Source organism: Maribacter sp. LLG6340-A2, from assembly GCF_045057105.1.
Classification (GTDB): Bacteria; Bacteroidota; Bacteroidia; order Flavobacteriales; family Flavobacteriaceae; genus Maribacter.
The window spans coordinates 3,347,244-3,371,861 of record NZ_CP159332.1 but is presented as its reverse complement, the minus strand read 5'-3'; the positions used below and the strand labels follow the sequence as shown (position 1 = coordinate 3,371,861).

Annotated in this window: 27 protein-coding genes; 11 read left to right on the top strand and 16 right to left on the bottom strand. The window is 37.3% G+C overall.

What is annotated here, in order from left to right:
- Positions 1-2: 2 nt before the first annotated feature.
- The 3 genes from ABVM52_RS14345 to ABVM52_RS14335 all read right to left on the bottom strand — a co-directional run bounded on the left by ABVM52_RS14345 (position 3) and on the right by ABVM52_RS14335 (position 1,673).
- A complete protein-coding gene (locus ABVM52_RS14345) occupies positions 3-299 on the bottom strand; it encodes a riboflavin synthase subunit beta (RefSeq protein WP_405381659.1) in 297 nt (98 codons plus the stop codon).
- Between the two features lie 124 nt (positions 300-423).
- Positions 424-906 (bottom strand): 6,7-dimethyl-8-ribityllumazine synthase, encoded by a 483-nt coding sequence (ribH, locus tag ABVM52_RS14340; protein WP_405381657.1) that lies wholly within the window; start codon positions 904-906, stop codon positions 424-426.
- A complete protein-coding gene (locus tag ABVM52_RS14335; protein ID WP_405381655.1) occupies positions 906-1,673 on the bottom strand; it encodes a tetratricopeptide repeat protein in 768 nt (255 codons plus the stop codon). The genes ribH and ABVM52_RS14335 overlap by 1 nt, the downstream gene beginning before the upstream one ends.
- 122 nt (positions 1,674-1,795) lie before the next feature.
- On the opposite strand from ABVM52_RS14335, the gene recF reads away from it, so the two are divergent.
- The 3 genes from recF to ABVM52_RS14320 are packed head-to-tail and all read left to right on the top strand — an operon-like array spanning position 1,796 to position 3,590.
- Positions 1,796-2,875, top strand: a complete 1,080-nt coding sequence (gene recF, locus ABVM52_RS14330) for a DNA replication/repair protein RecF (protein ID WP_405381653.1) — start codon at positions 1,796-1,798, stop codon at positions 2,873-2,875.
- On the top strand, positions 2,872-3,294 hold the full coding sequence (locus ABVM52_RS14325) for a hypothetical protein (protein ID WP_405381651.1): 423 nt from the start codon (positions 2,872-2,874) through the stop codon (positions 3,292-3,294). Before recF ends, ABVM52_RS14325 begins: the two co-directional genes overlap by 4 nt.
- Positions 3,294-3,590: a DUF721 domain-containing protein gene (locus ABVM52_RS14320; RefSeq protein ID WP_405381649.1), complete on the top strand. Its 297-nt coding sequence runs from the start codon at positions 3,294-3,296 to the stop codon at positions 3,588-3,590. The genes ABVM52_RS14325 and ABVM52_RS14320 overlap by 1 nt, the downstream gene beginning before the upstream one ends.
- Before the next feature lie 90 nt (positions 3,591-3,680).
- Here the strand turns inward: ABVM52_RS14320 and ABVM52_RS14315 are convergent, their stop codons facing one another.
- Together ABVM52_RS14315 and ABVM52_RS14310 are read right to left on the bottom strand one after the other, a co-directional pair.
- Positions 3,681-4,100, bottom strand: coding sequence for a nucleoside-diphosphate kinase (locus tag ABVM52_RS14315; RefSeq protein ID WP_405381647.1), 420 nt, complete (start codon positions 4,098-4,100; stop codon positions 3,681-3,683).
- 49 nt (positions 4,101-4,149) lie between these two features.
- Positions 4,150-5,175: an alkaline phosphatase D family protein gene (locus ABVM52_RS14310; protein WP_405381645.1), complete on the bottom strand. Its 1,026-nt coding sequence runs from the start codon at positions 5,173-5,175 to the stop codon at positions 4,150-4,152.
- Between the two features lie 75 nt (positions 5,176-5,250).
- Between ABVM52_RS14310 and ABVM52_RS14305 the strand changes: the two genes are divergently transcribed.
- Genes ABVM52_RS14305 through ABVM52_RS14295 form a run of 3 tightly spaced genes read left to right on the top strand, consistent with a single transcriptional unit; the run spans position 5,251 to position 7,956 of the window.
- Positions 5,251-6,267, top strand: a complete 1,017-nt coding sequence (locus tag ABVM52_RS14305; RefSeq protein WP_405381643.1) for a bifunctional oligoribonuclease/PAP phosphatase NrnA — start codon at positions 5,251-5,253, stop codon at positions 6,265-6,267.
- The gene (gene gldI, locus ABVM52_RS14300) at positions 6,264-6,806 is read left to right on the top strand and encodes a gliding motility-associated peptidyl-prolyl isomerase GldI (RefSeq protein ID WP_405381641.1); all 543 of its coding nucleotides are present in this window, start codon (positions 6,264-6,266) and stop codon (positions 6,804-6,806) included. Before ABVM52_RS14305 ends, gldI begins: the two co-directional genes overlap by 4 nt.
- A 10-nt stretch (positions 6,807-6,816) precedes the next feature.
- Positions 6,817-7,956 (top strand): peptidylprolyl isomerase, encoded by a 1,140-nt coding sequence (locus tag ABVM52_RS14295; RefSeq protein WP_405381639.1) that lies wholly within the window; start codon positions 6,817-6,819, stop codon positions 7,954-7,956.
- 131 nt (positions 7,957-8,087) lie between these two features.
- On the opposite strand, the gene ABVM52_RS14290 is transcribed toward ABVM52_RS14295, so the two are convergent.
- On the bottom strand, positions 8,088-9,533 hold the full coding sequence (locus tag ABVM52_RS14290; RefSeq protein WP_405381637.1) for an aminoacyl-histidine dipeptidase: 1,446 nt from the start codon (positions 9,531-9,533) through the stop codon (positions 8,088-8,090).
- 67 nt (positions 9,534-9,600) lie between these two features.
- Here ABVM52_RS14290 and ABVM52_RS14285 point away from each other — a divergent pair, with 67 nt between their 5' ends.
- From ABVM52_RS14285 to ABVM52_RS14275, 3 genes are all read left to right on the top strand, one after another.
- Entirely contained in the window at positions 9,601-10,668 is a 1,068-nt protein-coding gene (locus tag ABVM52_RS14285) for a DUF3810 domain-containing protein (RefSeq protein ID WP_405381635.1), read from the top strand.
- Positions 10,669-10,847: 179 nt separating this feature from the next.
- Positions 10,848-13,799 (top strand): amidohydrolase family protein, encoded by a 2,952-nt coding sequence (locus tag ABVM52_RS14280; protein WP_405381633.1) that lies wholly within the window; start codon positions 10,848-10,850, stop codon positions 13,797-13,799.
- Positions 13,800-13,841: 42 nt separating this feature from the next.
- Complete coding sequence (locus tag ABVM52_RS14275) at positions 13,842-15,134, top strand: amidohydrolase (protein WP_405381631.1); 1,293 nt, start codon at positions 13,842-13,844, stop codon at positions 15,132-15,134.
- A 75-nt stretch (positions 15,135-15,209) separates the two neighbouring features.
- On the opposite strand, the gene ABVM52_RS14270 is transcribed toward ABVM52_RS14275, so the two are convergent.
- The 10 genes from ABVM52_RS14270 to ABVM52_RS14225 all read right to left on the bottom strand — a co-directional run bounded on the left by ABVM52_RS14270 (position 15,210) and on the right by ABVM52_RS14225 (position 22,421).
- Positions 15,210-15,620 (bottom strand): hypothetical protein, encoded by a 411-nt coding sequence (locus ABVM52_RS14270; protein ID WP_405381629.1) that lies wholly within the window; start codon positions 15,618-15,620, stop codon positions 15,210-15,212.
- A 20-nt stretch (positions 15,621-15,640) separates the two neighbouring features.
- Positions 15,641-16,831 (bottom strand): molybdopterin molybdotransferase MoeA, encoded by a 1,191-nt coding sequence (locus ABVM52_RS14265; protein ID WP_405381627.1) that lies wholly within the window; start codon positions 16,829-16,831, stop codon positions 15,641-15,643.
- 38 nt (positions 16,832-16,869) lie between these two features.
- A complete protein-coding gene (locus ABVM52_RS14260) occupies positions 16,870-17,643 on the bottom strand; it encodes a sulfite exporter TauE/SafE family protein (protein WP_405381625.1) in 774 nt (257 codons plus the stop codon).
- A complete protein-coding gene (gene moeB / locus ABVM52_RS14255) occupies positions 17,627-18,700 on the bottom strand; it encodes a molybdopterin-synthase adenylyltransferase MoeB (protein ID WP_405381623.1) in 1,074 nt (357 codons plus the stop codon). The genes ABVM52_RS14260 and moeB overlap by 17 nt, the downstream gene beginning before the upstream one ends.
- Complete coding sequence (locus ABVM52_RS14250) at positions 18,697-19,290, bottom strand: NTP transferase domain-containing protein (protein WP_405381621.1); 594 nt, start codon at positions 19,288-19,290, stop codon at positions 18,697-18,699. Before ABVM52_RS14250 ends, moeB begins: the two co-directional genes overlap by 4 nt.
- Complete coding sequence (moaC, locus tag ABVM52_RS14245) at positions 19,274-19,747, bottom strand: cyclic pyranopterin monophosphate synthase MoaC (protein ID WP_405385137.1); 474 nt, start codon at positions 19,745-19,747, stop codon at positions 19,274-19,276. Before moaC ends, ABVM52_RS14250 begins: the two co-directional genes overlap by 17 nt.
- Complete coding sequence (moaA, locus tag ABVM52_RS14240) at positions 19,747-20,730, bottom strand: GTP 3',8-cyclase MoaA (protein ID WP_405381619.1); 984 nt, start codon at positions 20,728-20,730, stop codon at positions 19,747-19,749. Before moaA ends, moaC begins: the two co-directional genes overlap by 1 nt.
- 142 nt (positions 20,731-20,872) lie before the next feature.
- Positions 20,873-21,289: a molybdenum cofactor biosynthesis protein MoaE gene (locus tag ABVM52_RS14235; protein WP_405381617.1), complete on the bottom strand. Its 417-nt coding sequence runs from the start codon at positions 21,287-21,289 to the stop codon at positions 20,873-20,875.
- Positions 21,289-21,531, bottom strand: coding sequence for a MoaD/ThiS family protein (locus ABVM52_RS14230; RefSeq protein WP_405381615.1), 243 nt, complete (start codon positions 21,529-21,531; stop codon positions 21,289-21,291). Before ABVM52_RS14230 ends, ABVM52_RS14235 begins: the two co-directional genes overlap by 1 nt.
- 95 nt (positions 21,532-21,626) lie before the next feature.
- Positions 21,627-22,421 (bottom strand): DUF6503 family protein, encoded by a 795-nt coding sequence (locus tag ABVM52_RS14225; RefSeq protein ID WP_405381613.1) that lies wholly within the window; start codon positions 22,419-22,421, stop codon positions 21,627-21,629.
- A gap of 82 nt (positions 22,422-22,503) precedes the next feature.
- On the opposite strand from ABVM52_RS14225, the gene ABVM52_RS14220 reads away from it, so the two are divergent.
- Both ABVM52_RS14220 and ABVM52_RS14215 read left to right on the top strand, forming a co-directional pair.
- Positions 22,504-23,316: a TrmH family RNA methyltransferase gene (locus ABVM52_RS14220; protein WP_405381611.1), complete on the top strand. Its 813-nt coding sequence runs from the start codon at positions 22,504-22,506 to the stop codon at positions 23,314-23,316.
- A 35-nt stretch (positions 23,317-23,351) separates the two neighbouring features.
- Positions 23,352-24,584, top strand: a complete 1,233-nt coding sequence (locus tag ABVM52_RS14215; RefSeq protein ID WP_405381609.1) for a M48 family metallopeptidase — start codon at positions 23,352-23,354, stop codon at positions 24,582-24,584.
- The last annotated feature ends 34 nt before the right edge of the window (positions 24,585-24,618 follow it).

The window sequence follows — 24,618 nt, the reverse complement described above, 5'->3', positions numbered from 1 at the left end:
TATTAAGAAAAGAAAATTGAAAGTTCAAAATCAATAATATACAGGAAAATGAATATGAGAACGGCTATAATTACTACCATTCTTATTTTAATATTACGGTCACCTTTTCTTTTGGTATCTTCAAGTGCGCTATTGATTTTATTTTTTAGTCCCCTAGAGGTATGTAGAGTACTTCTAAATTGATCGAACTTTGGTTCTATTTTATAGGGGTTGGCTTTATCCTTGTTATCATAATACCTAGGATTATATTCAAATTGCCTATTTTTTCGTAACCTCGTTATTTTACTCAACATCCCCATAATCTCAAAGTTACTTAAAATAGAAAAATAGCGACCAATAGGAATGCCAAAATTTGTTAACAGCTATTTATATTGCCTTACAATTAAATTAACGGTTAACGAAAAAACTTTTAAATAAAGGAAATCAATGACCTAAAACGGCCATTTTAATTGCGGCAATTGCGGCCTCTGTGCCTTTATTACCATGTTTACCCCCACTACGCTCTATAGATTGTTGCATGTTGTTATCCGTAAGGACACAAAAAATTACAGGAACATCCATTAGAACATTAAGGTCTTTTATTCCTTGGGCGGTTGCAACACATACAAAGTCAAAATGTTTGGTTTCTCCTTGAATTACGCTACCTATGGCAATGACGGCATCTATTTTTTGAGATTGTATCATTTTTTTTGCCCCGAAGGTAAGCTCAAAGCTACCGGGAACATTCCACCTTAGAATATCGGATTCATTAGCCCCACAATCCAATAACGCCTCTAGTGCTCCAGAATATAAACCTTCCGTAATATTGGAATTCCATTCAGAAACAACAATCCCAAACCGAAGTCCGTTCGCGTTTGGGATTGTTGCTTTATCGTAAACTGATAAATTTTTATTGATCGTAGCCATTATGCACCACTTTTAGCCATTCCTATAAATGCATCTATACTTCCTGCATTTTCAGATTTTGGATACTCTTCCTTAATTCTTTCAAAAAAGCTTAACGCTTTATCCTTTTCACCCATTTCAAGTGCGGTTACCCCGGCTTTATAAAGAAATTTAGGAGTGGTAAACTCATTGTTACTATGCGCTATAGCCGCTTCATAATACCCTAAGGCATCTTCCGGCTGATCCAATTGCATAAAGGCATCACCCAATCCGCCTTTGGCCAAAGCTCCTAGAACAGCATCATCTGAGCTAAAATCCTCTAAATAAGTAATAGCTTCTTGATATTTGTTCATATTTAAGTAAGACATACCTGCACCGTAGTTTGCAAGGTTTGCAGCCTGGGTACCACTATATTCCTCTATAATATCCTTAAATCCGTATTTACCTTCTGCGCCTTCCAATGCCAATGTAAACAAAGAATCCTTGGCCGTTGTACTTGTCAACGCCTGGTCAAAATATTGCTGTGGGTAGTACATTTCATTGGCTGCACTGGTCTCTTTTGGTTTCACAACAAACTGGCTATACGCCAAATATCCTAAAACACTAATTGCAATTACACCTATTGCACCCAATATATAATTTTGGTTTCTAGAAACCCATTCCTCTGACCTTGAAGCCCCTTCGTCCAAGGAACTAAATACTTCTGCCGTAGTACTTTCTTGTTCATCGAATTCTTGCTTTTCAGCCTTTGTTTCAGGTTTGTACCCTCTTTTCTTATATGTAGCCATCTCTAATTTTATTGGTCGCGCAAAAATAAAGTTTTTATTGAAATCCAATGGTGTATTTATTCGTTATTTTTGGATATTATAGGGTAGTTAATGCCTAATAAATCCCAAATTCAAGAATTTTAATGTTACTTAATCAATTATCATTAATCAATTATAAAAATTTTGAATCAAAAGAATTGGTGTTCGATGCCAAGATTAATTGTTTTGTGGGTGATAACGGAGTTGGTAAAACCAACATATTAGATGCCATTTATCATTTATCTTTTGGTAAAAGTTACTTTAACCCGGTTTCTTCCCAGAACATAAAACACGGTACCGATTTCTTCGTAATAGACGGCCTATTTGAAAAAGATGACCGTGAAGAAAAAATTGTCTGCAGTCTAAAGAAGAACAATAAGAAAATTATAAAACGAAACGGTAAGGCCTATGATCGTTTTTCCGACCATATTGGCTTTTTGCCCTTGGTAATCATATCTCCTGCAGATCGTGACCTTATTGTAGAAGGTAGTGAAACGCGCAGAAAATTTATAGATGGCGTTATTTCACAGTCAGACAAAAGTTACCTACAACACCTTATCAATTATAATAAAGTACTGTCTCAGCGCAATGCCCTATTAAAATATTTTGCGGCCAACAGGACCTTTAATAAAGATACTTTAGCCGTTTACAACGAGCAGTTGACAACATATGGTACCGCAATTTTTGAAAAGAGAACCGCTTTTATTGAGACCTTTATCCCTATTTTTCAAGAGCAGTACAATGCCATTACCGGGGGCACCGAGTTTGTAAAACTTACTTACAATAGCAAGCTTTTAGACCACCAACTAATAGATTTGTTAGAAAAAAACCTAGAAAAAGATAGGGCCCTGCAATATACTAGTGTAGGCATACATAAGGACGATCTAAACTTTGAGATCAATGAATACCCCATAAAAAAATTTGGTAGCCAGGGACAACAAAAATCATATTTGATCGCCTTGAAATTTGCCCAATTTCATTTTATGAAATCACAGAGTAAAACCACGCCCATTTTAATTTTGGATGATATTTTCGATAAATTGGACGAGCACCGTGTTGCACATATTATATCTTTGGTAAACAACGAAAATTTTGGCCAGATCTTTATCAGTGACACCCATGCCGAACGAACTGAGGAAGTGGTAAAAAAAATTCATCAGTCCTACAAAATCTTTAAACTATGAGTAAGCAGTATTTAGGCTTTCTGTTATTGATTCTATTAACTTCGTGCAATACTGCTGTTGAACCAGCAGATTTGCCTTTGTTAAATGGTTATTGGGAAATAAAAGAGGTACGTTTTAAAGATGGTACAAAAAAGGAATATTCCGTAAATAGTACGGTAGATTATATTACATTGGATAGTTTAAAAGGCTTCCGTAAAAAAGTAAATCCTAAGTTCAATGGTTCTTTTGAAACCTCGAATGATGCAGAGGCATTTACGATCAAAATTAAAAATGATTCGCTTTTTATGGAATACAAAAACGACCTTACCCATTGGCAGGAAGCTCTATTAACGGTAAGCCAAGATTTTTTTTCTGTTAAGAATGAAGAAGGAGTTATTTATCATTATCAACGATTTGAACCTATAAACATAACACCATAATGTCAAAAAGACAGAACGACAATTTATCTATGAAAGAAGCCCTATCTGCTTTTATCCAAAAAAATAAATTGGAAAAAGGTATGGATAAGGTAAATGCCAACGATGCCTGGGTAAGATTAATGGGCAACGGCGTAAACAATTATACCACCGCTGTTGAACTTAGGAACGACACATTATATATATCGCTCTCCTCCTCTGTACTACGCGAAGAATTAAGCTTGGGAAAATCTAAGATTATAAGCATGATGAACGAGGAATTAGGAAAAGACCTTATAAAAAAATTGATCTTAAGATAGCAGCCTGTACTATTGTGATAAAATAATAATTACAGATACAAAAAAAACCAGCCTATAGGGCTGGTTTCTTAATTTAACAACAAGGTATTGTTAGTATATTTCTCTTCCTGAAAAATGAAATGCGCCTTCAATAGCTGCATTCTCATCACTATCAGAACCATGAACGGCATTTTCAGCAATATCCGTAGCAAATAATTTACGAATGGTACCTTCAGCCGCCTCAGCAGGATTGGTTGCGCCTATCAACGCCCTAAAATCTTCTACTGCATTTTCTTTCTCCAAAATGGCCGCTACAATTGGTCCTCTGGTCATAAACTCTACCAACTCACCAAAGAAAGGGCGCTCTCTATGTACACCATAAAATTCTTGTGCATCCCTTAAGCTTAACTGCGTATATTTCATTGCCACTATTTTAAATCCAGAAGCGGTAATTTTTTCCAAAATAGCCCCTATATGTCCATTCTCAACGGCATCTGGCTTAATCATAGTAAATGTTCTATTCGTACTCATATCTTAATTTTTGCGCAAAAATACATTTTTCCCCATAACTGACAACTATTCAAAACACTTGTTCTATTTTTTCAAGAACCTCACCATCATCCCCAACAATCTGAAAATCAATCTTTTTTGTTTTCATATTAAATTTCAACAGACCAAAACTTTCCGTAAAAATAACCTTGCCTACCCTAAAAGGGTTAGATTCTCCATTAAAACCCTTATAGGCATGGGTAAGGCCGCTACTGGTAAAATCTATGAGCGGATACGATACACCGATTAAACTTTTCCTTGAAAATTCAGATATATGTCTATCTCCGGACAAAATAACAACTCCTTTTGCTTTAGTATTTACAATGATCTCTTCCAGTTTATCTACCTCATGAGGAAAGTTACCCCAAGTTTCAAACCCGTGTTCATTAGAAAGGAATTGAATACTACTAACAATAATATTAAAATCTGCTTTTGAATTGGCCAATTCATTTTCTAACCAAGTCCATTGTTTTTTGCCTAAAATACTTCCTGTACCATAATCATTAGGTTTGATTCTTTTATCCGTATCATGGTCCGGCGTCAGTGGTGTTCTAAAATATCTTGTATCCAAAATAATAATCTTGATAGTACCATTGGTTAAAATAAAATCTTTGGAACGATAGACCCCCTCTTGTTTTCTCAATGGACTTTGTGCGGGAATATCCATAAAGTTCCAAAATTCCTGTTGGCTTTCCTGTTTTGAAGCAAATTCTACTCCCCCATCATTTAAACCGTAATCATGATCATCCCATGTGCCGGTAATTTCAGTAATATCCATCAATTTACTGTAGCCTTCAACAGCCTTTTGTTCCTTGTACATTTTACGCAAAAGCATCATATCATCTGTATCCGCATAAATATTATCCCCACCCCAAATCCAAATATTCGGTTTTGTATTGATGACATCATCCCATAACAAATTTGGCAAATCGGTTCTATTGCAAGAGCCAAAGGCCAATGTAAAATCTACATCGTTTTCTGAACTTGACATCCCATTTTTAGATGAAGTACAGGAAAGAAATAAGACCGATGCCAAAAAAGCAAAAACTATTTTCATATTATAAAATTAGGAGTATGTAAAATTAAACGATTCCATTTAAAGCCTATATTATTAAATTGTATCTTTGCCGCCATGAATTTAGAGCACCTAAACGCGCTTAAAAAGTTACTTTCCACTCCAAGGAAAATTGCGATTATACCACACAAAAATCCGGATGGTGATGCCATTGGTTCTACTCTGGCACTTTGGCACTATTTGACCAACAAAGGACATAAGGCCCAAATTGTATCTCCAAACGATGCTCCTAAATTTTTAAAATGGATGCCCGGAGCGGATAAAATCCTAAATTTTGAAAAGCAAAATATACAAGCGAAAGCGTGTATAGATAAAGCTAATGTAATTTTTACGCTAGATTTTAATCATTTAGGTCGCGTAGGTCAAATGAGCGAAATTCTAGAAGATTCATCAGCGACCTTTGTCATGGTTGACCACCATCAAGAACCTTCTGATTATGCCAAGATCATGTACTCTGATGTCACCATGAGCTCCACTTGTGAAATGGTATACAATCTTATTAGGGAGTTAGGAGACTTGGACAAAATCACTAAGGAAATGGCCAATTGTATCTATACAGGAATAATGACAGATACCGGATCTTTTAAATTTGCCGCTACTACAAGCAATACCCATAGAGTGGTTGCCGACTTAATGGATAAAGGGGCAGAAGGTACTGAAATTCATCACCGTATTTATGACACCAATTCTCCCAGCAGATTACATTTGTTAGGATGTGCATTAAAAAACATGGTAATTTTAGAAAAATTCCATACCGCATATATTACGCTAAGCCAAGAAGAATTAGATAAATACAATTATCAAAAAGGAGATACCGAAGGTTTTGTAAACTATGGTTTAACACTTGATGGTATTAGTTTTGCGGTAATTTTTATAGAAAATAAAGAGGAAGGCATTTTAAAAATATCATTTAGATCGGTGGGCGACTTTTCTGTCAATGATTTTGCAAGAAAACACTTTAATGGTGGCGGCCACAACAATGCCGCGGGAGGAAAGAGTGAAGATTCAATTGAAGATACTATCAAATATTTTACTTCGTTATTACCACTATATCAGAAACAATTACAGTCATGAGAGTTGTTTACCTTGTATTGCTTCTAGCCCTTACCTGCGGCTGCAACGGTCCAGAACCCAGAAAACCGGTACAGACCAAAACTGGCAGTTTTTTTAAGGCATCTGTTGAAAGAAGTAGAAAATTACTGGAACAGGAAGAGAAAAAAATTCAACAAATCATAACAAACGATTCCTTAAAACATTACACACATAGTGCATCTGGGTCTTGGTATACCTACCTGGCCGTAAACGACTCTACGAACTATACCCCACAAACAGATGACATCGTAGTTTTGAACTATGATATTTTAACTTTGGACAATGACACCATCTACTCTAAACAAGACATAGGTGTGGTTACCTATAAAGTAGATAAACAGGAACTTTTTCTAGGGCTCAGAAATGCCGTTAAACTATTAAAGGAGAATGAACGTGCTACGTTTCTTTTCCCCTCCTCTCTTGCTTTTGGATATCATGGCGATGAGAACAAAATTGGCAGTAATGTTCCCATAAAATCAACAATAACAATTTTACAAATAGAAAAACAACAAGAAAATTAAAATAAAAATTATGATCAAGAAAATGTACTTCATTGCAGTTATAGGGTTAGTTATGGCCAGCTGTAATACTAGTAAAAGAGCAGATTTAGGTGATGGTCTTTTTGCTGATATAAAAACCTCTAAAGGAGATATCATTGTAAAATTGGAACAGGAAAAAACACCCGTAACCGTTGCCAATTTTGTATCCCTAGCAGAAGGAGAAAATCCATTTGTCAGTGAGCAGTACAAAAATAAAAAGTTTTATGATAGCTTAACTTTCCATAGGGTCATGAAAGATTTTATGATTCAGGGAGGAGATCCATTAGGTAATGGACAGGGAAATCCAGGTTACAAATTTATGGATGAGTTCAACGACTCACTGGTTCATGATAAAAAAGGTATCTTATCCATGGCCAATTCAGGGCCGTCTACCAACGGAAGTCAATTTTTCATTACCCATAAAGCAACACCTTGGTTAAATAACAAGCATTCTGTTTTTGGCGAAGTTGTTGAAGGCTTAAATATTGTTGATTCTATTGCCAATGTTCCAGTGGGCGCAGGAAATAAACCTGTAGAACCGGTGATAATGAACACTATTGAAATTATAAGAAACGGTAAAGAAGCGCGTAAGTTCGATGCTGTAGAAGTAATGACCACCTATTTTGATAACGAAGAGGAAAGACTTGCTGCCATTGAAAAAGAGAAAGCTGAAAAATTAGCCGAAGTTCAAAAAATTAAAGCCGAGTTTGCATCGCAGATAGAAGCACAAAAAGCAAAAGCCACGGAATTAGCTTCTGGCCTAAGAGTTTTGACCCTGAACGAAGGTTCTGGCGAAAAACCCAAAGTAGGACAAAAAGTAAAAGTAATGTACGCAGGTTACCTAATGGATGGTACTTTATTTGATAGTAACTATGTAGAAATTGCCAAAAAATATGGCACTTTTGATTGGAACAGGGAGCAAGCGGGTGGCTATATGCCCATTCCTATGGAATATTCACCAGAGTCGCGTTTAATTGCAGGTTTCAGAGAAGGTTTAATGACGATGAAGGTTGGCGATAAAGTACGTTTGTTCATACCTCCTCATTTAGGATATGGCGCTCAAGGAGGTGGCCCAATTCCTGCCAATGCAGATTTGGTTTTTGATGTTGAAATTACTGGAATAGCACAATAAATGTAGGCAAGGTCAAAAAAAAAAAAAAAAAAAAGAATAGCCAACTACTGGTAAGGCCCAAATAACTTATAAACCAAAAAAAATCCTAAGTCCAAATGGACTTAGGATTTTTTTATGGGTTTATTGGACTATTAAGGGGTATGTTTTAAGATTTCCAATAAATATTTCCAGAATTTTTGAACTGAACTTATACGTACTCGTTCGTCTGGGGAGTGAGCTCCCCATATGGTGGGGCCAAAACTAATCATATCAATTTCCGGATAATTCTGACCTAAAATACCACATTCCAAACCAGCATGACAGGCAATGACCCTAGGCTCATGTTTAAATAAATTGGTATATGTTTCTTTTGCTATGGTCAATATTTGTGAGTTTGGATTAGGATTCCATCCTGGGTATGCTCCGCTAAAAGTTACTTGAAATCCCGCCAATTCAAATACAGACCTTAAGGAACTCGCCAAATCAAGTTTTGCCGTATCCACAGAAGATCGTGTTAAACAGCCCACGGTAATTTCCCCTTCCTTAACAATGACTTTAGCAATATTATTAGAGGTTTCTACCAACCCACCTATGGATGCACTCATTGCATATACCCCATTCTGAGCTCCATAAAGCGCTTTGATCAATTTTCCTTGAGCACCTAAGCCCATAACCTTTTTTGCAGGTTTCATTTCTTTTAGCACAATGTGAAGATTGGGCTCTTGAACCAATAATTCATTTTTAATGGCTCTGGATAATTCCTCAAACTTTAAAGTAAATTCGGCAACAGATTTTTTTCCAATATTTAAATGACAAACACTTTCCCTTGGTATTGCATTTCGCAAACTACCACCTTCCAAATACGCTATGCGCATATTATACGGCAAGCCCATATAAAGTAAACGATTCATGATTTTATTGGCATTGCCCAACCCTTTTATGATATCCATGCCACTATGCCCGCCCTTTAGGCCCTTGACCGTAATTTCTAGTCCAACATCGCCATGTACACTTTCCTTTTGGTTGTAACTTCTAGTAGCGGTAACATCAATACCACCAGCGCATCCAATATCAATCTCATCGTCTTCTTCCGTATCCAAGTTTAAAAGAATCTCACCTTTTAAAATACCCCCTTTAAGGCCAAATGCACCGGTCATTCCTGTTTCCTCGTCTATGGTAAACAAGGCTTCCAAGGGTGGATGTTCTATAGTCTCGCTCTCTAGTAACGCCATGATAGCAGCAACACCCATTCCATTATCCGCACCTAATGTTGTTCCTTTGGCTTTAACCCAATCATCATCTACGAACATTTCTATGCCCTGAGTGTCAAAATCAAATTCGGTATCTGCATTTTTTTGATGCACCATATCCAAATGGCTCTGCAGGGTTACCATTTTTTTATGTTCAAGCCCCGGACTTGACGGCTTTCGTATGATGACATTACCAATGTCATCTGAAAAAGTTTCCAAACCTAGCCGCTCTCCAAATTGCTTCATAAAGGCAATGACCCGTTCTTCTTTCTTAGAAGCTCTAGGTACCGCATTTAGATTTGCAAAGTTTTTCCAAACCGATTTAGGTTCCAATTGATTAATATCCATTTTATTTGTTCATAGTTAATGATGGCAAAAATACTCATAGAAAAAGGATTTCGCTATTTTTGATTTAATGAAGATATCATTTAAAGATGCCATAGCCTTTTCAATTATTCCCCAAATAATTATTGTAAAATGGTTGGGAAAACATACAGATTGGATAGAAATCTATTACAGCAAGGGAATATATCCTTTTATCTCCAAGGCCTTTAGATCCTTATTTGGCTGGGTTCCTTTTTCAGTAGGTGATCTCATTTATTTTGCACTGATCTTAAGTGCCCTCTATTATGTAATTAGAAATTTTTCACATATAAAAACACACAAAGTCGCATTTTTAAGAGATGTGGCTATGGTGCTGTCCATTGTATATTTCACCTTTCATTTTATGTGGGGATTAAATTATTACCGGGAGCCCCTAGCCGTTAAACTGGAATTAACCGAAAATAAAGATTACCAGGAGTTGGTCAACTTCACAAAGCTATTAATTCAAAAAACCAATGAGACCCAAGTTAAAATAACCAATGATTCTAGCCTAGCGGTAAAGGTTCCATATACTCATCAGCAAATTTTTGATAAAACTTTAGAAGGTTATGCAAATATTAAGAGTATTCACCCCTTTTTGGACTATACCACCCCCAGTGTAAAAACTTCATTATTCAGTACCGGTTTAACCTATATGGGATATGCAGGCTATTTAAACCCTTTTACCAATGAAGCTCAAGTTAATGGACTGTTGCCCAATTTTAGGTTTCCTATCGTTGCCGGACACGAAATAGGGCATCAATTAGGATACTCCGCAGAAAATGAAACCAATTTTATTGGATACTTGGTTACGGCCAAAAATAATGATGTTTATTTTCAATATGCAGCCTATGCCTACGCTTTAGGATATTGTTTAAATGATGTTAGACGAGGAGATAAAGAGATATTTGACGAACTGCTACTAAACCTTAATCCAGGTGTTAAAAGTAATTTTCAGGAAATGGCCGTTTTTTGGAATTCTTACGAAAACCCAATGGAACCTGTATTTAAATCAATATTCAATTCTTTTCTTAAGGCAAATAACCAAACCGAAGGAATCAAAAGTTATAATGCCGTAGTTTCCTTATTGATCGCTTACCACAAACAACATCCGCTTTAGCAAGGTAAAATTGTAAAATCCGTAATTAAAATCTTAAAAAACCACCCATCGTCTAATTATTTAAGGTATTAAATATGTACTTAAAATTAAACCTTGAGTAACTGTTAAAGAAAAGTAAAAATTACAGGATATACTATTGAATCCCAGTATTTTTAAGAAACTAATTCAAACTCAAAAAAATGAAAAAACTAACGGTGGCCCTATGCCTTTTATGGTGTAGCACATTTTTATTTGCACAGGAATATTTTCCGGAAAATGCAGGAGTAAAAGCAGAGAACAATAACTACACGGCTTTTACGAATGCAAAGATTTATGTCTCTCCAACTGAAATTATTGAAAAAGGAACCTTACTTATTCAGCATGGAAAAATTGTAAATGCGGCATCGTCCGTAAATCTACCTCAGAATACGGTAGTCATAGATTTAAAAGGTAAGTCTATCTACCCTTCATTTATTGATATATACTCAAAATTTGGAGTAGAACAACCCAAAAGAAAACCGGGCGGTGGACGATCTGCACAATATGAACCTTCTAGGGAAGGCTATTATTGGAACGATCATATTATGCCCGAAAATAAGGCAATTGCCAAATTTTCTTATGACGATAAGAAAGCCAAAGAGTTACGAGAAGCAGGATTTGGGGTGGTCAACTCCCACATACAAGACGGTATAGCAAGAGGAACTGGTGTATTAATAGCCCTTAACGCGCAAGGAACGGATGCCAACCGAATTCTCGAAGACAAGTCCGCACAATATTTTTCGTTAAAGAAAAGTATTTTAAGCAGACAGTCTTATCCCGGATCATTAATGGGGACTTTAGCACTTTTACGACAAATGTACAGCGATGCCGATTGGTATGCCAAAGGCTATGCCTCTACAACGGACCTTTCTTTAGAGGCATTGAACGCCAATAAAAATTTGGTACAGATATTTGAGGCAAAGGACAAGGGTAATGATTTGCGAGCAGATAAAATAGGTGATGCCAATGGAATTCAATATACCATACTTGGCGGTGGTAATGAGTTTGAACGCATAGCAGAAATTAAGGCTACCAATGCAAAATATATTATACCCATTAATTTTCCTGATGCCTATGATGTTTCTGACCCTTATGCAGAAGGTTATGTTTCATTGACCGATATGCGTTATTGGAACCAGGCACCTGCCAATCCTAAAATCTTAGCAGAAAATGGGGTGGTCTTTTCCTTGACGTTACATGATTTAAAGTCTCCTTCAAAATTCAAAGAAAAACTTGCTAAGGCAATTGAATACGGACTACCTAAAACAAAAGCCTTGGAAGCGTTGACTACGGTACCTGCTCAGATTTTAGGAAAATCCAATAGTATAGGGTCTTTGAAAAAAGGTTCATTGGCCAATTTTTTGATTACCTCTGGTGATGTGTTCGAATCTTCAACCACGTTATATGAAAACTGGGTTCAGGGTACAAAGAATGTAATCAATGATATGGATACTAAAGATATTCGTGGAGATTACGACATGGTTGTTCAAGGTAAAACCTATAAAATGTCCGTTACGGGCGATATTTCAAAACCTAAGGTTGAAGTAAAGCAAGATACCGTAAAATTAAGTTCAAAAATATCCTACGATAATGATTGGGTAAATGTATCCTTTACCACCAAAGAAGAAGATACATATAGAATGACGGGTGCCGTGTTACCCACTACCGATAATCTTTCTGGGCGTTTAATATTACCCAATGGTACACAGAGCCAGTTTACGGCCAATAAAACCAAATCTTTTGAGGAAAAAGAAAAGAAAGAAACTTCAGAAACAACCTCTCCTAAGATAATGCCGGTTACATTTCCTAATGTAGGCTACGGCTTTACCGTTAAACCTAAGCAGGAAACTATTTTGTTTAAAAATGCAACGGTTTGGACAAGCGAAGATGTCGGCAATTTAGAGAATACCGATGTGCTTATAAAAAATGGTAAAATTGCCAAAATTGGCAAGAATTTAAGTGCAGGCGGCGCAAAAGTGATAGATGCAACCGGCAAACACTTAACCGCAGGAATTATAGATGAGCATAGCCACATTGCCGCATTGGCCGTTAATGAAGCAGGGCAAAATAGTTCTGCAGAAGTAAAAATGGAAGATGTGGTAGACCCGGAACATATGGGCATTTACCATTCACTTGCAGGTGGTGTAACCTCTTTACAGTTGCTGCATGGGTCTGCCAACCCAATTGGTGGTAGATCTGCTATATTGAAACTGAAATGGGGTGAAGAGGCAGATGGCCTAATTTATGAGAATTCTCCCAAATTTATAAAGTTTGCTTTAGGTGAAAATGTAAAACAGAGTAACTGGCAGAGCTATTCCCGTTTTCCTCAAACTCGTATGGGAGTTGAGCAAATGATGATGAATTATTTTCAACGCGCAAAGGAGTACGACACCAAGAAGAAAAATGGTGAACCTTATCGTTATGATGAGGAAATGGAAGTCCTTGCCGAAATCATTAATGGAGAGCGATTTATTTCTTGTCACTCCTACGTACAAAGTGAAATTAATATGATGATGAAAGTTGCTGAGCATTTTGGTTTCAAGGTCAACACCTTCACTCATATTTTAGAAGGTTATAAAGTGGCCGATAAAATGGCGGAACATGGTGTAGGTGCCGGTACGTTTAGCGATTGGTGGGCCTATAAATACGAAGTAAACGATGCTATTCCTTATAATGCCGCAATAATGCAAAAGCAAGGCGTTGTAACCGCAATCAATAGTGATGACCGTGAAATGATGAGAAGGCTAAACCAAGAAGCTGCCAAAACCATTAAATATGGTGGCATGACAGAGTTAGAAGCTTGGAAAATGGTCACCATTAATCCTGCCAAACTATTACACTTAGACAACCGTGTAGGTAGTATCAAAGAAGGTAAAGATGCAGATGTGGTGCTATGGTCGGGCAATCCATTATCAGTTTATTCCAAAGCGGAAAAAACAATTATTGAAGGGGTAACTTATTTTGATTTGGAGATGGACAAGCAAAAACGTGCTGCCATAAAGAAGGAAAGAAATGAACTGGTAACCATGATGCTTAAAGAAAAAGCAGGAGGTAAGAAAATGCAAGGTCCTAAAAAGTCCATTAAAAAGAATTTTACCTGTGAAAGCTTGTAACCATTTCATCAATAAGCAGAATCAAAAATTAAAATCACTAAAATGAAAAAACATATATATGTACTAATGGCCCTGGGAATCTTCTTCCAAACCACGGCTCAACAAACACCGGCCCCAAAGCAAACGGAGGCCATAACAATTGAAGGGGCTACGGCCCATTTAGGCAACGGGGAGGTTATTGAAAGTTCCTTGATAATGTTCGAGGACGGTAAAATCACTTTCGTGGGCGACTCTAAAATGAGAATTGCCCGTAAAGGAAAAATCATAGATGCAACCGGTAAACATGTTTATCCCGGATTTATTGCACCTGGAAAAACCTTGGGACTAGTCGAAATAGATGCGGTAAGAGCCACTAATGACAAAGATGAACTTGGAGAATTAATTCCCCATGTACGCAGTTTAATAGCCTATAATGCCGAATCTAAAGTTGTGGAGAGTATGCGTCCCAATGGAGTTCTGTTAGCACAGATTGCACCTGAAGGCGGCTTAATTTCCGGAACCTCATCCATTGTACAGTTTGATGCTTGGAATTGGGAAGACGCTGCTATCAAAGTAGATGATGGCATTCACCTACATTGGCCAAATACCTTTAAAAGAGGTAGATGGTGGGCAGGTGAAGAACCTGGGTATCAACCCAACAAGGACTACCCAAAACAGGTACAAAAGGTGACAGACTTCCTACAAAATGCCATAGTATATGAAAATGGCACGACCAAGGAAATGAATCCCGCATTTGCCGCCATGAAAGGAGCTTTTGATGGTTCTAAAAAACTATATGTGTATGCAGATGGGGAAAAAGAGATAATTGATGCCATCAACATCTTAAAAAACAATAAGGTAAAGGAAATTGTATTAATGGGCGGTTACCATGCTTATAAGATTACAGATTTTCTAAAGACGAACAATATACCCGTTTTGGTACAACACACCCATAATTTACCCGTATTTGAGGATGATGATTATGACTTACCTTATAAACTTCCAAAATTATTGGTAGATGCGGGTTTATTTGTAGCCATACAAAATTCTGATGCAGAAAATTTTCAAACAAGAAACTTGCCCTTCTATGCGGGCCAAGTAGTTCAACAAGGGCTTGATAAGGAAGTTGCCGTGCAATTATTAACGGGCAATACGGCTAAAATCTTAGGAATTGATGACCTATACGGCACCTTGGAAAATGGTAAAAGTGCCACCTTGTTCATCTCTGAAGGAGATGCCTTGGATATGGCAGGCAACCAACTTACACACGCCTTTATTGATGGTAGGTCGGTTTCATTGGAAACACACCAAACCGAATTATGGAAAAGGTATTCAGAAAAATACAAAGCAGAGTAAAAAACAAGATGCTCAAAAAGAAAAGCCCACATATATTGTGGGCTTTTTTATTTGCTTCAAAAAAAGCAGGACTACTTATTTTTTTCCGGCCAACACCCACCCCAAGTACGCCATAGGAATATATGCCACAATCAAGTCCAATGCATTGAACCACATTGGACCGCCCAACATAGAGATATTTATAGCACCTCCTATTAAAAAGAATAGCCCTACGATCAATGCCATTACCATTTTTCTGCTAGCAGCCAATTTTGCAGCAACAAAAGCGCCAACTAAAGTCCCCAATGCGTGGGCCAAAAACGGAAATAGAAAATGTTTGGGTTCAAATAAATGAATGGTAGATTTTAAACCTTCCATGGTGGTAATATCACCACCTTCCGGAGGAGGAATTATGGAACCACTGATCATAACGATACCCATGTTTACCATACTGCCAACAACTAATCCGGCAACGACCGCCAAAATATTTTTTAGTGTAGAATTCATATGAATGTATTTAAGGTTAATTATTTTGTACTAATAAACGGCACCAATTCCCCTACCGCATAACTTTTTTCCCTTGGCCCCAAACAAATAAACCCATCTGATTTGGAAAGGCTAATTAGGTCTCCCGATCCATTTTCAGTAACCGGTCTTGCATATATAACCCCATTCTCAGCCACGGTCTTCACTTGTATAAAACGAGTTAAAGGTGGTGAAATCCTAATCGCTTCGGCAAGTTGTATTACTAGGGTTTTTAAAGGAAAATTCCAGCTAGTATATAGCCAAGGTAAAAAATAAACATGAAAATTGGCAAAAGTAGAAACCGGGTTTCCGGGAAAGGAAAATATAACCGTTTTCAATTCTTTATGTACCCCGAACCAAAAAGGCTTTCCGGGTCTTTGCGCTACCCTATGAAATACTTTTTCAACTCCTAGGGATTCCATTACCTCTGGAATAAAATCAAACTTACCTTTTGACACTCCCCCACTTAATAAAAGAACATCATTTTGTTTTAGTGCAGATTTAAGCGATTCAAAAATGGCTTGTTTATCATCCACAAGATGAAGCGAAGTAGAGGGTATACCTCTTGTCAGCAAAGCGGCTTCTAATGTGATGGTATTGGATTTTCGGATTTGATGAGGCAATGGAACTGCGTTCACCTCTACCAATTCATTTCCTGTTGCAATGGTACAAACCTTTGGATGTGCCTTTACCAAGATATCAGATTTACCAACTGTTGCCATTACACCTATTTCCGCAGGGGTAATTTTTGTGCCTTTGATCAACAATACCGCACCCGCGCTTTCATCACTTCCTTGACCATGTATGTTTTGTCCTTTGGTAACCTTTTCATTGATGATAGCTCCTTTTTCCGTTATGCTAATATGTTCATACATGATGACCGTATCCGTATTTTTGGGCTGAACCGCACCCGTCATTACCTCAACACAATTTTCACTATGCTGTAAAACCTGCTGTGGTGCGCCTGCTGCAGCTACACCCTCAATATGAAATACATGGTCATCATGTACAAGTGCGGAAAAGTTTACAGCTATTCCGTCTTTTGTAGCACGATCAAATGGTGGAAAATCCCTATCCGCCCTTATTTCCTCCGCCAAAACCCTGTTAAGACTTTGCATTAGTGGAACCTTTTCTACACCCAATTCCAAGGTGTTTTCCAAAACAAGCTGGTAGGCCTTGTTAAATTCAATCATATATAAACTAAAATTTTACTTAAGGAAAAGGTAAGAAATTAAAAGATACCCAGGCCATTTACCAACAGCACACGAACACCTACCACTAAAACCAATAAGGCCGTTATCCTTTTTATCCCTTTGGCAGATAATTTTTTTAGACTGATGCGAATACCCAACTGCCCACCTAAAAGTACAGCTATTACCAAGCAAATGGTCTCACGCCATGGTAAGGACAAAGCATTGCCAGCAACCAACCCAAACAAGCCAGAAACAGAATTTACCAAAATAAAAAAACTGGCCAATGCGGCAATTTTAATTGCCTTGTCCCATTTTAAATGGTTCAATATAGGGGCCAAAAAAATGCCTCCACCTATACCTACCAACCCAGACAACAATCCAATGCCTGCCCCAAGAACATAGCTAAGATAGCTGGGATAGGTCTTTGTCTCCACGTTTGTTTTCAAGTTGAATGTCTGTACTACCAAAGAAATTGCGGAAAGAATCAATGCACTTCCTAAAATGATAAAAAATATATGTTCCTCTAAACGGAACGAAGCACCCAAAAATGCCAAGGGGATACTGGCGACAACAAAAGGTAAAAATTCTTTTATTTTGGCGTGATGATTTTTAAAATATAGAAAAGTACTGCCAGATACCACGACCAAATTACATACCAAGGCTATAGACCTTATAGCAAAAAAACTAGTTAAAAAAAGGGTAAGCAACGCCAAATAACTAGAACCACCACCAAAACCAACGGAAGAATATAATGTTGCTATAATAAAAAAACCGAAACACAAAAGTGCCAATTCATTAATGGGCAAGAGCATACACATCTATATGGTTCATTCCCCCTAAAACATTGACAAACTCACTGGAAGGCAAAAGTTCTTTAAGTTGAACAATGGCTTTTTTACTTCGGATGCCAGACTGGCAAATTACATATACAGGTGCGTCCAAATTTATTTCACCTACCCGATCCTTGAGTTCGCCTAAAGGAATATGTTTTGCCCCATCTATATGTTGTCTTGTAAATTCCTTGTCGGTTCTTACATCTAATAAATTGGGAATACCACTGTCATATAACTTTTGAAAATCCTTGGCATCAATAGATGTTAAAGGAGTTTCGCAATCAAACTCATACGTGGTGGCCAATTGCTCTATGCTTAAGTTTTCAGGATTCAATTTCAGGTTCATACGTTGGTACCGTTGCGATAATCCATCAAACAACAGCAATACCCCAGAAAGCACCTCTCCAATTCCTGTAATTATTTTAATTGCTTCCAAAGCCTGTAAATTCCCTATTATTCCCGGTACAATTCCCAATACCCCATGTTCATTACAATTGGGTACTGCATCTGGTCCGGGCATTTCAGGGAACAAACAACGATATGTTGGTCCGCCCTTATAATTAAAGACACTTACCTGTCCTTCAAAGCTATGTAATGCTCCATAAACAAAAGGTTTTTTTAAAATAACGCAAGCATCATTAATTAAATATCTGGTAGGAAAGTTATCCGTTGCATCTATAACCACATCATAATCCCTGATGATTTCCAGAGCGTTTATAACGGTTAGAAATGTGTGGTGCACTAAAATTTCCGTATCTGAATTTTGTAAATGCAATTGGTTTTTGGCAGCCAATACTTTGGCCTGGCCTACCATATTTTCCGTGTAAAGGACCTGTCTATGCAAATTGGACAAAGATACTACGTCCGCATCAACAATACCTAAGGTCCCCACCCCCATTGCGTTTAAATAGGTCAGGACCGGAACGCCCAACCCCCCGGCGCCAACCACCAAAACCTTAGCTGATTTTAGTTTTTGTTGCCCATCATTTCCAAAACCTGGCAATATGGTCTGTCTTACATATCTATTATTGCTCATAATCCCAATTTTTGCAACGCTTGGGTATAATCTTCCTTTGAGTTTGCATTTAACAATACGTCTTTATTTGTTGGAAAAACCAAATGGGTATCTGCATTTATCAAAAATTTACGCGGACACGACCCATGTCCCGCTTTTAGATATTTAGCGGATTGTTCTAAAGCTTCAGGTTCCCATATGGCGCATAAAGGTTCCGGCAAGGGGTCATCACTATTGGCAAAGGCACTTGCTATTTTATTGGTGTTACGTGCTGCAATCAATTCTTGCACCGCCGCTGCATCCATCAATGGTAAATCACACGCTAAAACCAACCAAGCTACATCTGGGTAAGTTTCATAGGCGGACAACAGCCCATTATACGGACCAAGATACTCGTTCTTATCTACAATCGTTTCAAATTTCTTTGGTATGTCGCCCTCTTGATCACTACGAACACTTAAAAATGTCCGATCACAAAATTGGTTTAACAACTGGTATAAATGCTCTCGTTGTGGTAGGTCATGATAAGCAATCAGTCCTTTATCATTTCCCATTCTAGTACTCTTACCTCCAGAAAGTACCAATCCATAAAGTTTAGCGTTGGAAATCATTCTTACCCCCAGTTTTTTGTTCTAGTTGAATTGTACCAATGACGATATCCTGAGATAAAGCCTTGCACATATCATATATAGTTAATGCTGCAATGGACACCCCTGTTAATGCCTCCATCTCCACACCGGTCTTTTCATTACATTTAACGGTACAGGATATCTTGAATTGATTTTCTCCCGGTGTTATTTCCACGTTAATTTTCGAAAGATTGATTTGATGACAAAGTGGAATTAATTCTGAAGTTTTTTTCACTCCTTGAATTCCGGCAATTACCGCAGTTTGCACTATACTGCCTTTTTTACCTACAAAATCTTGCTCCGTTAACGATTTAAACACCTCATCAGGAAACGATACAATACCCGATGCTATAGCCTGCCTAACGGAAATTGACTTTTGCGACACATCTACCATTACCGCGTTGCCCGATTCATCTATGTGTGATAATTTTTTTTCCATCATCCGCCTATAGAAGTCATTGAATTACTGAATACATCCTTATATTTTTCTTGTGCCTCAAAGCCTGTTCTTGCCCTGCTACCTATTGCTTTTAAAATAGCGGACTTTAGATTATCCGCTTCATCATCTGCGCGCATAATATCCCTAAGGTTAGCACTTGCTTTTGCATACAAACAGGTAATAACATCTCCGGTGGCAGAAATACGTAACCGGTTACAACTACCACAAAATGTCCTGCTGAACGATGGTATTACTCCAAAAGTACCTTTAAAACCAGGGATTTTATAGTTTATTGATGTAGAAGTTTTAGGAGATTTCAACTTGTAATAAGCAGGGTGCGCTTCCTTGATATGCTCCAAAATTGCCTTATAATCCCACTTTATGGTCTGAAATTCTTTAGAACCGCCATTAAAAGGCATTTCCTCTAAAAAACGTACCGATACATTATAGTGTTTGGTAAGCTCTAACATGGGAATGATATCTTCTATGTTCTGACCATCTAACGCAATAAAATTAATACGTACATTAAACCCTTCGGTAATTAAACGAATCATATTATTGTACACGACATCATAATGATCACGGCGGGTGATACGCTCAAATGTCTCCCGGTTGATGGCATCCATACTTACATTAATGTTCTTAATGCCCAACGCCTTTAGTTCATCTATATACGGACCAATCAGTGTTGCATTTGTGGTAACCGAAATATCATCCAATCCTTCCAAAGCGGCAAGATTGCGCAACAAAACCATAAGGTCTTTACGAACAAATGGCTCACCCCCAGTTATCCGTATTTTATTGATACCCTGAGAGACCATAAGCGTACTAAGGCGTACCAACTCATCTATAGTAAACAACTTGTCATTTTTGGCAAAATTGATTCCCTCCTCTGGCATACAATAATTACAACGAAGGTTGCAACGGTCTGTCACCGCCAATCTCAGGTAATTAATTGCTCTATTATGGTTATCTACTAACATATTTTAATTACAAATTCAAATACAAGTTTAAATTCAAAAAGCAAATTCAAACGAATATCTATTTTCTATTGTCTTTTCTCTATTCTCTATTCTCTATTCTCTATTTTCTATTCTCAATCATTTATCCCATTCTAAAAAAAGACTACGGATGTGCCGATACCCAGACCGACTTATTCTTGAATTTCTCTTTCTTCCAAATAGGCACCGTTTCCTTAAGAGTATCTATTAAATACCTACATGCTTCAAAACAAGCATTCCTGTGCGCAGAAGACGCACCTACGACGACAACAGGCTCAGCCACACCTTTTTCTCCCACCGCATGGCGCATGACCACCTTATTAAGCTTCCATTTCTCAATAGCTGTATTAGCAATCTTTTCCATTTCTTTTAAGGCCATGGTTTTGTACGTTTCAAACTCCAGGGAAACGACCTCCTCTTGGTTTGTAAATTCACGTACCGTACCCACAAAAACACATATACCGCCGCTCTTTGCATCGTTCAACTCCGTATATACCTTCGCGGTATCTATACTTTCTACTATTTCAATTATTTTTTTCATTAGCCCCCGCTTACAGGTGGTATTATTGCAATTTCTTCATTACCGTCCAAAGTTACATCATCATGGGCATATTCACTATTAACTGCCACGGCAAGGGTCTTAAGCTTTAAAAATTCTGGATAATTTTTAATCAATTCCTTTTTTAACGCTGCAACCGTTGTAGGCTTAGTCTGTTGATCGGAAAATAGGATTTCCGAACTACCTACGATGTCTTTGGCTATTCCAAAAAACAATACGTTCATCTCCTAAATCATTTAAAATTCAAGTTACTTATAAAAACTAAGGTGCCATAAAAATGACACCTTAATTAACTAAAAAATAGTAATTATATCAGGATTTATTCAATGACCGTTGCATTAACAGGCTTAGCATAAAACGCTGCCGGTTTTGCATTTTTTGAAATTCCTGCATTTTCAAACTTTACTGTATTAACAGGGGCATTTATGGTATCGTTTTCCGTGTTATACCAGGTAATGGCACTAGGCAAAAGCAGCTCGCCCACCTTATTCCATTCTTCATAATTGATCCAGCTTATTTCAATGGACGGGGCACCACTAAAATATGTAACGGTGTACCCCAACCATTTCATTTTATAGGTCTCTGGGTCATAATGCATATAATACTCATCTTTTGATGAAGAACCAACACCGTTGTTGAAACTAATATGGAACCCGGGATAGGAAACACCATCTACCACCATTGCCGGGATTTCCTTGTAATTGATGCCTTCATCGGCAAGTACAAACGGCATTGCATAAAAATAAAACATCAGGTTATGGTAGAATTTTGGTTTACCTTCATAATCATTATCCTCATTCATTAGCCATACTTCATTACCGTCATACCCCAAACTATAGGATTTTGCGGTAATTTTATCCAATCGTTTATACAAGTCGACAGTATGTGTTTCAGTACCTTCTGGTTTGGGCAAGTCAAAATGTAATGTTCCATACTGTTTCCAATTATCTAATCCTCCATGGGCGCTCAAAACCTTAAAAAAATCTTGCGGATAGGTATTTAAGGTTATTTGCTCTTCTGTTAGCGTACCGGTATCTATTATTTTTTCTTTCTTGGTTTCATCCTTGCAAGCCATAGTGAATGTCACCAATAGGCATAGTAAAATGTACTTCATCTTATGTAGTTTTAGTTGTATTTGAATTCTGTTGGTCGATATTATTTAGCCTACTTAACAGATTAGATTACTTTTGTATATAATGCATGAGAATAAACATATAAGTAGCGTTCAAAACCCCTTGATTAAAAAGGCCGCCTTATTAAAGGAAAAGGCAAGGGAGCGTAAAAAGACCGGACTATTTCTATTAGAGGGCGTACGGGAACTTAAAATTGCCAGTGATGCCCAATATGAAATTGTGACCATTTTTTACTGTGAAGCTATTTTAGCAAAAGATGAAAACAATTCTTTTTTAAAATCTTTTTCTACGGATAAGTTAATAACGGTAACCACAGAGGTGTATAAAAAAATAGCACACCGTGACACTACCGAAGGTATTATAGCCATAGCAAAAAGTAAGTCGCACGAACTTTCGACCCTCAACTTTACCACTCAAAACCCATTGATTCTTGTTGCCGAAGCTCCGGAAAAACCCGGTAACATAGGTGCCTTATTAAGAACTGCGGATGCCGCCAATTTAGATGCCGTACTTATTGCTAACCCAAAAACAGATTTATATAACCCCAACATTATACGATCAAGCGTTGGCTGCGTGTTTTCCAGAAATATAAGGACAGGAAGTACTCAAGAAATTATTTCTTTTTTGCAACAAGAGAAATTTAATATTTATTGTGCCGCGTTAACCGCTTCCATGGAGTATACATCTGTAAGCTATACCGGACCTACAGCTATTGTTGTAGGTACCGAAAATTCTGGGCTTAGCAATGAATGGCTATCTAATTCTACCCAGAATATTATCATTCCTATGGAAGGAGAAATAGATTCTATGAATGTTTCCGTATCCGCTGCAATACTTATATTTGAAGTCAAAAGACAGCAAAAACTTGGGCGTTAAGCCGTTAACCATCAAGCAAAACCTAAAGCAATTTTATGGATAGCACCTTTGTTTTTTATAGTATCTTTATCATCTTAGTGGTGGAATATGTATTGGCTACAGCGTTGAATTACCTGAATGCCAAAAAATTTAAAGATCCCATCCCAAAAGATTTGGAAGATGTATACAATACCGAAGAATATAATAAATCGCAAGCCTATAAACTCACCAATTACAAATTTGGTATTTTAACCTCTACTTTTTCACTAGCGCTTATTCTTGGGTTTTTAATATTAGGAGGGTTTAAATGGGTAGACCAAATTGCCCTTAATACCTCTGACCATCCTATAGTCCAAGCCTTGATATTTTTTGGGATAATATTGTTGGGTAGCGATATCATAAACATACCGTTTACCTACTACCAAACTTTTGTCATTGAGGAAAAGTTTGGATTTAATAAAACTAGCCACCGTACATTTATTTTGGACAAGTTAAAGCAATGGACCTTAACAATTCTTGTTGGAGGTGGTGTTTTGGCCTTGGTCATATGGTTTTTTCAGACGGTAGGTACAAATTTCTGGTGGTATACTTGGGTAGCCATTGCACTTTTTACCTTGTTCATTAATTTATTTTATAGCAAGCTTATTGTACCGTTATTTAATAAACAAGAGCCGTTAGAAGCAGGCAGTTTAAAAGAAAAAATAGAACATTATGCCGCCAATGTAGGTTTTGACCTGCAGCATATTTTCGTCATTAATGGATCAAAACGTTCTACCAAGGCCAATGCCTACTTTTCAGGATTTGGCAAGGAAAAAAGAGTAACCCTTTATGACACCCTTATCAATGATTTGGATGAAGACGAAATAGTTGCCGTTTTGGCACATGAAGTAGGCCATTATAAACGTAAGCATATTATTTTTAATCTTTTTTCCTCTATTTTATTGACGGGATTAATGCTGTTTTTATTATCGCTTTTTATAAACAATCCTGAAATTTCCTTGGCCATAGGCGTAGATAGACCAAGTTTTCATGCTGCCCTAATTGGTTTTGGCATACTTTATAGTCCGGTTTCAGAGCTTACAGGTCTATTAATGAACTATTTTTCCAGAAAATTTGAATACCAAGCAGATGATTATGCAAAAGAGACTTATGCCGCCCTGCCCTTGGTAACCTCCTTAAAAAAATTGTCAAAAAACAGTCTAAGTAATTTAACTCCGCATCCTGCATATGTTTTTATGAATTATTCTCACCCGCCATTGATTGATCGCATACGTAATTTAAAGGCATAATTTTTGTTGTTCATCATTTAAGATTATCTTAATT